Source organism: Natrinema soli (assembly GCF_028618695.1).
Window position 1 is genome coordinate 1 of the sequence record NZ_JAQIVI010000653.1, and the last position, 10026, is coordinate 10026.

The 10026-nt window shown below is 64.5% G+C and carries 8 protein-coding genes; 6 read left to right on the forward strand and 2 right to left on the reverse strand.

Going from position 1 to position 10026, the window contains the following annotated elements; genetic code table 11:
• From ftsY to PGX04_RS29285, 4 genes are all read left to right on the forward strand, one after another.
• Positions 1 to 1370 (forward strand): signal recognition particle-docking protein FtsY (gene ftsY, locus PGX04_RS29270; protein WP_273741711.1); only part of this gene is annotated, 1370 nt, incomplete at its 5' end.
• A gap of 79 nt (positions 1371 to 1449) precedes the next feature.
• Entirely contained in the window at positions 1450 to 2088 is a 639-nt protein-coding gene (locus PGX04_RS29275) for a hypothetical protein (RefSeq protein ID WP_273741712.1), read from the forward strand.
• Between the two features lie 334 nt (positions 2089 to 2422).
• Positions 2423 to 4123 carry a nitrite/sulfite reductase gene (locus PGX04_RS29280; RefSeq protein ID WP_273741713.1) on the forward strand — a complete coding sequence of 567 codons (1701 nt, stop codon included), beginning with the start codon at positions 2423 to 2425 and terminating at the stop codon, positions 4121 to 4123.
• Positions 4113 to 5792 (forward strand): Coenzyme F420 hydrogenase/dehydrogenase, beta subunit C-terminal domain, encoded by a 1680-nt coding sequence (locus PGX04_RS29285; RefSeq protein WP_273741714.1) that lies wholly within the window; start codon positions 4113 to 4115, stop codon positions 5790 to 5792. The genes PGX04_RS29280 and PGX04_RS29285 overlap by 11 nt, the downstream gene beginning before the upstream one ends.
• A gap of 536 nt (positions 5793 to 6328) precedes the next feature.
• On the opposite strand, the gene PGX04_RS29290 is transcribed toward PGX04_RS29285, so the two are convergent.
• On the reverse strand, positions 6329 to 7288 hold the full coding sequence (locus PGX04_RS29290; protein ID WP_273741715.1) for an AEC family transporter: 960 nt from the start codon (positions 7286 to 7288) through the stop codon (positions 6329 to 6331).
• A gap of 740 nt (positions 7289 to 8028) precedes the next feature.
• On the opposite strand from PGX04_RS29290, the gene PGX04_RS29295 reads away from it, so the two are divergent.
• Positions 8029 to 8634, forward strand: coding sequence for a GNAT family N-acetyltransferase (locus PGX04_RS29295; RefSeq protein ID WP_273741716.1), 606 nt, complete (start codon positions 8029 to 8031; stop codon positions 8632 to 8634).
• 32 nt (positions 8635 to 8666) lie between these two features.
• Here PGX04_RS29295 and PGX04_RS29300 read toward each other — a convergent pair whose 3' ends face one another.
• Positions 8667 to 9356 carry a haloacid dehalogenase type II gene (locus PGX04_RS29300; RefSeq protein ID WP_273741717.1) on the reverse strand — a complete coding sequence of 230 codons (690 nt, stop codon included), beginning with the start codon at positions 9354 to 9356 and terminating at the stop codon, positions 8667 to 8669.
• Positions 9357 to 9483: 127 nt separating this feature from the next.
• Here PGX04_RS29300 and thiE point away from each other — a divergent pair.
• On the forward strand, positions 9484 to 10026 hold a 543-nt coding region (gene thiE, locus PGX04_RS29305), incomplete at its 3' end, for a thiamine phosphate synthase (RefSeq protein ID WP_273741718.1).

The window sequence follows — 10026 nt, forward strand, 5'->3', positions numbered from 1 at the left end:
AAGCGGAATCGGGGCCGGACGCGACGACCGAATCCGCCACTGCCGACGCGGCCGAGTCCGCCGGGCAGGAGCCGGCGACCGATTCCGACCCCGATTTCCTCGAGTCCGATTCGGTCGCGGACGAGGCGGTTCCCGATGCGGAGCCGGCCCAGACGGTGACTTCCGACGAGGAATCGGCCGTCGATGAGGACGGAGATGCCGACGACGGCGGACGGATCGGCCTCGGTGCCAGAGCGAGATCCCTCTTTACGGGGTCGTCTGACGACGCCGAACCGGAATCGGACGAGGCGACTCCCGAGGCGGAGCAGGCCGCTGGGGCGACGCCGGACGAGGAGCCGACCGAGACGGCGGCGTCCGCCGGAGAGTTGGCCGTCGAGGAGGACTCGGTCGATGCGGCGGCCGGTGACGAGAAATCGACCGTCGACGAGGACGAACCGGTCGTCGACGACGAGACTGCGGACGCGGATGACGGCGGCAACTCGACCGGGTTCGGCACGAAGGCCAAGTCCCTCGTCAAGGGGAAGTTCGTCATCGAGGCGGAGGACCTCGAGGGTCCGCTCTCCGAACTCGAGATGGCGCTGCTCTCGAGCGACGTCGAGATGGGCGTCGCCGAGGAAATCCTCGACAACATCCGCGACGAACTGGTCGGCGAGACCCGGACCTTCACGACCTCGACGGGCGCAGTCGTCGAGGAGGCCCTGCGCAACGCGATCTACGACGTGATCAGCGTCGGACAGTTCGACTTCGACGAGCGGATCGCCGCTGCGGACAAGCCGGTCACCATCATCTTCACCGGCGTCAACGGCGTCGGAAAGACGACCTCGATCGCCAAGCTGAGTCGCTACTTCGAGGAACGCGGCTACTCGACGGTGATGGCGAACGGCGACACCTATCGTGCGGGAGCGAACGAGCAGATTCAGGAACACGCCGACGCCCTGGGTACGAAGTGCATTAGCCACGAACAGGGCGGCGATCCCGCCGCAGTGCTGTACGACGCCGTCGAGTACGCCGAGGCCAACGATGTCGACATCGTGCTGGGCGACACCGCGGGCCGACTCCACACCGACGAGGGTCTGATGGACCAACTCGAGAAGATCGGTCGCGTCGTCGATCCCGATATGACGCTGTTCGTCGACGAGGCCGTCGCCGGACAGGACGCGGTCAACCGGGCCCGTGAGTTCAACGAAGCGGCAGAAATCGATGGCGCGATTCTGACGAAAGCCGACGCCGACTCCAACGGCGGTGCGGCGATTTCGGTCGCTCACGTTACCGGGAAACCGATCCTGTTCCTCGGTGTCGGACAGGGGTACGACGATTTGGAACGGTTCGATCCCGACGAGATGGCCGATCGGTTATTGGCCGACGAATAGGCCGCCGGCCTGCGATCATCGCCGTCCCAGTTTGGTACTATTTCAGAAGACACTTATTGAACGTCTGAGATCTTTACACATGAACCGCCCTCGGTCTCGACGTGCGCTCCTCGCGTCAGTTGTGACCACGGCCGCGGTCGCGACGGGGGGTTTCGAGCACGTATCGAACACCGCGAACAGACCGCCGCTCGAGTCCGGATCCGTCCCTGCCGACTGGTACGACTGCCGGTCAGTGACGCGTCCCGAGCCGCGCCTGTCGACGGACGACAATGCGCTCGAGTTCCGGACGTATCCGTCACTCCCGTCGGGGAGCGGTTCCAAGGAGGCGGGCGATTCGTCGGACCGATCGCCGCCGCCGTCGCTGGTGGACAGCGCGGCCGAGTACGTGACCGAGTTCGAGCGAGCGTACCGACAGAACGCGTTTATCGTCCAGTTTGGAAACGAGACACGGACCTTCGACCTTCGCCGCAGTGACCATCGGACGGCCGCGATCGGGTCGTCTACGAACGCTGACGCGGTCATGGTGGCGATTCGGTACGACCTGACGTTGGGTACCCAACAGTCAGCTGTCGATCCGCGCGACGAGTGGGACGTCCGCGTTACGTACTACATCGACGAGAATTTCGTTCTCCGGGCGCGATACGACGGCGTCGCCGAGGACCTCTCACTCGAGCCCGACCCGCGACGGCAGGGAGAACTCGTGGCCTGTTTGAGCTGAGGGCGGACGGGATGCCTCGTCGGTGAGTGATCGAACCGGACCGACGCCGCGATCACGCGTTACCGGATATAATCGCCGCTATTGTCGGCGGGACCGTTGCCGGTATCGGCTCGAGCCGGTTCGTATCGAACTGTTGGCTGTCCGTCTCCGACTGATCCGATCGTTCGTCGCCGCACGTTGAGGCAATATTTACTGGAGTGGCCGACCCACGTCATGATTCGCCGAGTTACGGGAGTGTATAGGTGTGGGGTGTTATTACCCGCTACCCAATGGTCCTTCACGATAGTATGCAAGGTCGAGTAGCTGCCGAGACCTCTCGGCGGCGGTGGTCCGCGTGAATACAGTCGAACAACACAAACAGGAGAAACATCCCCTCGACGTCATCGACGACGTGTACGAGTACGCCGAGGAGGATCTCTCCTTCGAGGAAATCGAAGAGCGCGCGGGCGGCGGCGAGTGGGAGCGCCTGAAGTGGGCCGGCATGTACGCCCAGAAGCAGGAGGGCTACTTCATGATCCGGACGAAAGTGCCGGGCGGGAAGCTCACGCCCGAGCAGGCCGAAGTGATCGGCGAGGTCACCGACGACCTCGCAGTCGCCCCCGAGGAGTACGGCGGCGAGGAGCAGAACGAACTCTGGGGTGACGCCTATCTCGACATCACGACCCGTCAGGACATCCAGAAACACTGGATCCGTGTCGAGGACGTCCCCGAGATGTGGGACCGCTACGACGAGGTCGGCCTGACGACGGTCCAGGGCTGCGGTGACTCCGCCCGGAACGTCCTGGGCTGTCCCGCGGCCGGACTCGACGACCACGAGTGCTTCAACGCACAGCCGGTCATCGAGGCCGTCTCGGACTTCTTCACCGAGAACCGCGAGTACGCCAACCTCCCGCGGAAGTTCAAGATCACGATCACCGGCTGCGCTCACGACTGCGCGCAGTCCCAGATCAACGACGTCGGCCTCGTCCCCGCGAAGAAGGAGGTCAACGGCGAGCACCTCTACGGCTTCCACGCTCGCGTCGGCGGCGGCCTCTCCGACGGTCCCCGGATGGGATCCGAACTCGACGTCTTCATCAAGCCCGAAGACGCCGTCGAGTTCTGCCGCGCCGTCGCTCAGACGTTCAAGGAGATCGGCGACCGGAACAACCGTGGCGTCTGCCGCATGCGCTACCTCGTCGAACAGCTCGGTCCCGAGAAGTTCGAGGAGGCCGTCCGAGACCGCTCTACGATCGACCTGCCGACCGGCGGCCAGAACCTGACCGTCGGCTATCAGGGCGACCACGTCGGCGTCCACGACCAGAAACAGGACGGGCTCAACTACGTCGGCTTCAACGTCATCGCCGGCCGGATGGGCGGCGACGAGTTCGCCGCTGCCGCCCGCGCCGCTGAAAAGTACGGCACCGAGGACGCCTCCGTGCGCCTCGCGACCGACCAGAACTTCCTCGTCACGCACATCCCCGACGAGAACGTCGACGACCTCCTCGCGGAGCCGTTCGCTCAGGAGTACAGCCCCGATCCGGGGCCGTTCTCCCGCGGTGCGGTCGGCTGTACGGGCAGCGAGTTCTGTAACTACGCCATCATCGAGACAAAAAAGCGTACCAAGCGCTGGGCCCGCGAACTCGACGAGCGCATCAACGTGCCCGACGACATCGAGGCCATCCGGATGCACATGTCCGGCTGCTCGGCCTCCTGTGCCCAGCCCCAGATCGCCGACATCGGCTTCCGCGGCGAGACCGTCAAACTCGAGGACGAGAACAGTACCAACGCCGAGGGCGACAATATCGTCGAAGGGATGGACTTCGGTCTCGGCGGCTCGCTGGGAGCCGACAACGAGTTCCTCGATTGGGTCGAGAACGCCGTACCTGCCGACTCCGTGATCCCTGCCCTCGAGCAGCTGTTCGAGGCCTATGCCGCGGATCGCGCCGACGGCGAGAAGTTCTACGAGTGGTGTCGCGGCGTCGACAACGAGCGACTCCGGACGATCATGCAAGGGGCGGACGCGCCGGTTGCACGGGGTGTTGCCCATGGGGACTGATAGCGAGGACGAACGCAGTGAGTCCTCGAAGAAGCGAGCGGGAGCGGAGCGACACGAGAGCCGCGAGGACGAACGTCGCTTCCCGCACGTTCCCGAATCGAGCGACGATGACGACGCCGTGATGGTTCCCGAAGCCAGCGGCGGCGCGTCCCGTTCTCGAGAGAACACGGATCACGCTCGAGAGGGTGCAATTCGCACCGACGGCGGCAGTGGTTCCGGCGATGCCAGCAGCGGCGATAGCTGCTCGCCGAACACCTGCACCTGCGGCGAGAAGACCGGTGCCGACGCCGAGTCGGAGACGCCGCAAGTCGCAACTGACGGTGCGGGCGTGGCAAACGTCGACGAGATGGGCGAGCTCGGCGACCTCGAGTTCACCGAGCCCGCCGAGAACGTCAGTCAGGACGTCGATAACGGCTCCCCCGACGCACGCGTCGGGATTCCCGACGGCGTCGACCTCGAGACGCCGGAGTACTCGATCCGGTCGCAGATGAACGACATCGAGACGCCGGACGAGAAGACCTGGTTCATGGAACTGGACGAGGCCGTCATCGACGAGGGTCGCTGTATCCAGTGTGGGACTTGCGTCGCCGCCTGCCCGTCGGACTCGATCGGGATCGGCGACGATGGGGAGCCGGAACTCGTCAAGATGTGCACCGGCTGTTCGATGTGTTGGGACTTCTGTCCCCGCGGCGGCCTGCGCTACGAGCGCCAGTGGAAGATCACCGGCGGCGACGACAACGTCAAGGGTGCCGGCGACCCGATCACGGAGTTTTCCGCGAAGGTCGAGGACGACTGGACCGACAACGCCCAGGACGGCGGCGTCGTCACCGGCGTCCTCGCGACGCTGCTCGAGGAGGGCGAGATCGACGGCGCGCTTGTCGCCACCGAGAGCGAGGAAGAGGAGTGGAAGGCCGAGAGCTACCTCGCGACGACGACCGAGGACCTCATCGAAAACGCCGGAACCGTCTACAACCAGACGATGGCGCTGGGGAATCTCGACCTGGATCAGTGGGAGCACAAGCTCCCCGACAAGTCCTGGGACGAACTCAGCATCGCGATCGTCGGGACGCCGTGTGAGATCGAGGGAATCCGTGCCCTACAGGACTTCGAATGGGACTATCAGGCCCAGAACGAGGGCATCCGCGCGGTCGACTACACGATCGCGCTGATGTGTACCAAGAACTTCAACTACCACAGCCTCATGGGCGAGCAGTTGGAGGAACAACGCGGCATCTCCCCGTCGGAGATCGGCAAGATGGACGTCCTCAACGGAAAGATGATGGTCTACGATCACGACGGCGAGATGATCGTCGAGGAGGATATCGAGAACTTCCACGACGCCGCCCTCAAGGGCTGCGACGAGTGTGCCGACTTCACCGGCTTCTGTTCGGACATCACCGTCGGCTCCGTCGGCTCGAGTGACGAGTACTCGAGCGTCATCATCCGGACCGAGCAGGGGATGAAGGCGTGGGAGCTGACCGAGCCGAACCTGGACTACCACGACCTCGAGGACAAGTCCGCGGTCGGCAAACTCCAGGGCTGGGACAAGAAGAAGGCCTTCGAGAGCCTCGAGCGCCCCTTCGACCCCGACGCCCCGCGGTTCATCGAGTACACCGACCACGCCGAGAACTACGGCACGGCGCTCAACCCCCACGATCAGGGGCACTGACCGACGCCGCCTCGCAGCCGCTGTTCTCTGCTATTCGTTCTCCATCGTCTTCTCGAGACGGCCGCTGCTCGCGCGTCTCGTCCGGAACCGACTCGTGAAAAGGGGTTGAAAGCCCCAGTTCGCTTCCTCCGTTCGTCTCAGTAGCAGATTCGGCGACGGTGTGTCAGCTTGATCCGCCTCCGGGCCAGTAGTCGACGCCGGACGCAGATCAATCGAACGTGTGTGGACCGTTCGCATAGTCTTTGGGCCGACCTATACATGCGAACGATACCCACACCACTATCTCTCGAGTTCGCCGGTCCGCTACCGTTTCGGGCTAACGTATTTATGTCGGATCGTGCTAGATACTCGCACACTTACGGGATCGCATAGCGTGAATGAGCTCCCAGATGCAACGCGTCCCCGTTGCGGTGCATCGACGGTGTACGGCGACCCCGCAAGTGTATCCCTCCCTCCCATTTCTCACAGTATCGTCCGGGTGTGATGCGAGCGTCTCCCTCCGAGCCGAGCGGATCGACGAGTGCTGATTGGTTCCCTCAGAGTATCACACCGGACTGCAGTATCGCGATCAGAACGGTCAGCACCGGAATCGCGAGCACCGTCGTCAGGAATACGCACGTCGAGACGTACTCGGAGACGAGTACGCCCTCCGAGCGGGCGCTGCCGGCGAACTCGATGACGAGGATCAGCGGTGTCACGGCGGCCGGCATTGCCGTCTCGAGCACGAACACGCGCGCGACGGTCGGGTTCTCGAAGCCGATCAGAAGCGCGATACCGAGGCCGACGACGGGCGCGAGGCCCATCTTGAGCGCCGTCGCGGGCCAGGCTCGAGAGGCTGCGGATGCGGTATCGGCTCTCGCGAGCTGAATGCCGAGAATGAGCAGCATCAGCGGGATCGAGGCGTCGCCGACGAGTTGCAGCGTCTCCATCGCCGCCGTGTCGGCGGGCGGGACGATATCCAGCGCTCGCGCGAGCAGTGCCGCGATAACGGCGTAGGCCAGCGGAATGTAGAACACGCGGCGAACGCCTTCGAGGCCGGCGGATCCGCTGCTCCGGGAGGCGACGTAGACGCCGACGGTGTACATCAGCACGGACTGGACCGAGAGGAAAAGGACGGCCGTCTGGCGGCCGACCTCGCCGAACGCGAAGTCGGAGACGGGGATACCGAGGTTTCCCGAATTACAGAAGATCGCGACGAGGACGAGGCCGCTCAGCGCCGGCTCCCGCTCGCCGATGGCGCGACCGGCGACCTCGGCGATCCCCCACATCGCCGCGGTGAAGAGACCGATCCCGACCGTGACTCGCAGCAGCGTCGCTGCCTCGAGCTCGGTGACGGCGAGACTGTGGAAGACCAGCGCGGGTGCTAACACGTAGACGACAGCCGTGTTCAGCGGCTCCGGATCGATCTCCTTGACCGTGGCCAGCACGTAGCCGACGGCCGCGATAGCGACGATCGGGCCGATCGCGGAGCCGAAGATACCGAGTAGATCGGCCATCGATCAGTGCTCGACCTCGCGTTGCAACGGTTGACTCGAGGGACTCGGCGACAGGACGATAGTCGCGTACTGCATTCGCAACCAGATACTCCCTGCGCCCGATATGGGAGTTGTGATTCCGTCACCGTACCCGCACAACCTCCCAGAAATAACCGACACAGCTGGTCGCTTCGTTCCTCGAGGACGCTGATTCGGTCACCTGGCCCGGAATTCGTCGTTTACGTTATAGTCACGAGATGAAGATATGACGGGAGAACGCGCTTCTCAGATAGCGCTATTCGGCAGTCACAACGGTCTGCTTCTCGTGGCTGGCCGGCTCGTCCCGCTCTCGCTTTAAGTGTCTCTGGTCATAAGATGAAGATACGACGGACGAACGGATCCTTCTCGAGCCAGTTTCCACCGACTATAGTAGCCACTGAAACGATCCACACACTGCTCGCAGAATCCGCGGTTCTCGCTCACTCTGTTCGCTCACGGCTCGCTTCGCTCTCCGTTCGCGTCCTCGCGGTTCTCGCTTCACTCTGTTCGCTCCGAACCGCGCCTCGCTCCGAACCGCGCCTCGCTCCGAACTGCGCTCCCGTCGTGCGATCAGGTGTGCAGTGACTGTCAGTAGCTACTATATCACTGCCTACCGGTCCGAGATCGGGGATCACACGGCTGCGCTGATGTAGTGCCGAGAATGAAACGGATCACTCGAGTCGCTTCAGCGGATTTATTTCGGGGACGCGGCAACCTCGACCATGGCATCCGACGCGCTCATTCGCGTTGCAACCCCGGCGGACGCGGCTACCGTCCGCGATATCTACGCGCCCTTCTGCGAGTCGACGGCGGTCACCTTCGAAGAGACCGTTCCGTCGGTGGCCGAGATAACCGATCGGATCGAGTCCACCCTCGAGCGCCATCCGTGGCTCGTCTGCGAAATCGCTGGCGACGTCGTCGGCTACGCCTACGCGGGGCCGCTGCGGAAGCGCCGCGCCTACGAGTGGGTCGTCGAGCTCTCGATCTACGTCGCCGACTCGGCCCGGCGGACGGGTGTCGGCCGCGCGCTCTACGAGTCGCTGTTCGCCGTCCTCGAGCGACAGGGAATCCGCGACGCCTACGCCGTGACGACGGTCCCCAATCCCGAAACGGAGCGGTTCCACGAGCGGATGGGATTCGAGCGGCTGGTCGACTTTCCGGGAATCGGCTACACGCAGGGCGAGTGGCAGGACGTTGCCTGGTGGCGGCGGCCGCTCGCCGAGAAACCCGCGACGCCCGAGCGCCCGCGCTCGTTTCCGACGGTTCGCGAGGACGACGATTGGGAATCACTCGTGCGGTCGGGCGAGGACGTGCTCGAGCTGTCCTGATTCCAGCCGACCCGATTCAGCCGTCTGACGACTCAACAGTCCAGTCGATTCGCCAGCTCCCCGAGCCCCTCGGTGATCAGGTCCGGCTCCGCGCCGAAGGGCTCCCAGGGGTTCCCCTTTCGGTCGAGCCAGACGCCCTGCATCCCCGCGTGGATCGACCCCTGAACGTCGAACCACAGCGCGGAGACGTGGGCGATCTCCCCGATCGGCGTCCCCGTCCGTCCGGCTGCGTGACGGTACAGATCTGGATCGGGTTTGAACGTCTCGAGTTCGTCCGCGCTGATAGTATCGACGAGGAGGTCGTCGATTCCGGCGTGGTCGACCATCGACTCGAGCATCGCCGGATCGCCGTTCGAGAGAACGTACGTATCGTAGTCGGCCTCGTGCAACCGCTCGACGCTCTCCCGAACGTCGTCGAAGACCTCGAGCTCGTGATAGACCTCGAGGATCGCTTCGCGTTCCTCGGCCGGGAGGTCGATCCCGTGGGCCGCCAGGGCGTACGCGAGCGCGTCGCGGTTGATCTCGTAGAACGTCTCGTACTCCTCGAGGTGGTTCGCGACGAGCGTGTACTGCATCGACCGCTCCCGCCAGGTCTGCGAAATAGGGGCCGGATCGTCGATCTCCGCGTGCTCCGCGAGAGCAGCCGCGGTCGCGTCGACGTCGACGAGCGTGCTGTAGGAGTCGAACGTGACAGTCCTCACACGGTCGGGATCGAACGTCATGGCGGCCCCTACGTCGCGGAACGCAAAGAACGTGGACCGTTCGTTCCGCCACTGAATCGGTCGAACGGCGGTTCGAGACGGCTACCTGACCGAAGCCGCTTAGTGCGAACACCGACTAATATCCTCCGTGAATCCCTCGAATTGGCGGACCTACCTCGTGACGCAGGCGTCGCTGTCGGGCGACCGGACGACGCCCGAAATCGTTCGCGCGGCCGTCGACGGCGGCGTCGACGCCGTCCAACTGCGCGAGAAAGAGACGAGCGCCCGCTCGCGGTACGAACTCGGCCTCGAACTGCGCGAACTCACGGCCGAGGCGGGCGTCGATCTGATCGTCAACGACCGGGTCGACATCGCGCGAGCGATCGACGCCGACGGCGTCCACGTCGGCCAATCAGACCTCTCGGTCGCGGTCGCCCGCGACCTGCTCGGTTCGGATGCGATCGTCGGTTGTTCTGCGTCGACGGTCGCGGAGGCGCGGGAGGCGGAAGCCGATGGGGCGGACTACCTCGGCGTCGGAGCCGTTTACGGAACGTCCTCGAAGGACGTCGACCCGGACGAGGATGGAGTCGGTCCGGAGCGAATCGCCACGATCGCCGACTCGGTCTCGATCCCGACCGTCGGGATCGGCGGCATCACGGCCGACAACGCTCGGCCGGTCGTCGACGCGGGC

Excerpts from the sequence above, each read along its gene's own strand:
- PGX04_RS29285 (WP_273741714.1), top strand. The coding sequence starts at position 4,113 with ATGGGGACTGATAGCGAGGACGAACGCAGTGAGTCCTCGAAGAAGCGA.
- PGX04_RS29275 (WP_273741712.1), top strand. The coding sequence starts at position 1,450 with ATGAACCGCCCTCGGTCTCGACGTGCGCTCCTCGCGTCAGTTGTGACC.
- PGX04_RS29300 (WP_273741717.1), bottom strand. The coding sequence starts at position 9,356 with ATGACGTTCGATCCCGACCGTGTGAGGACTGTCACGTTCGACTCCTAC.
- PGX04_RS29290 (WP_273741715.1), bottom strand. The coding sequence starts at position 7,288 with ATGGCCGATCTACTCGGTATCTTCGGCTCCGCGATCGGCCCGATCGTC.
- PGX04_RS29295 (WP_273741716.1), top strand. The coding sequence starts at position 8,029 with ATGGCATCCGACGCGCTCATTCGCGTTGCAACCCCGGCGGACGCGGCT.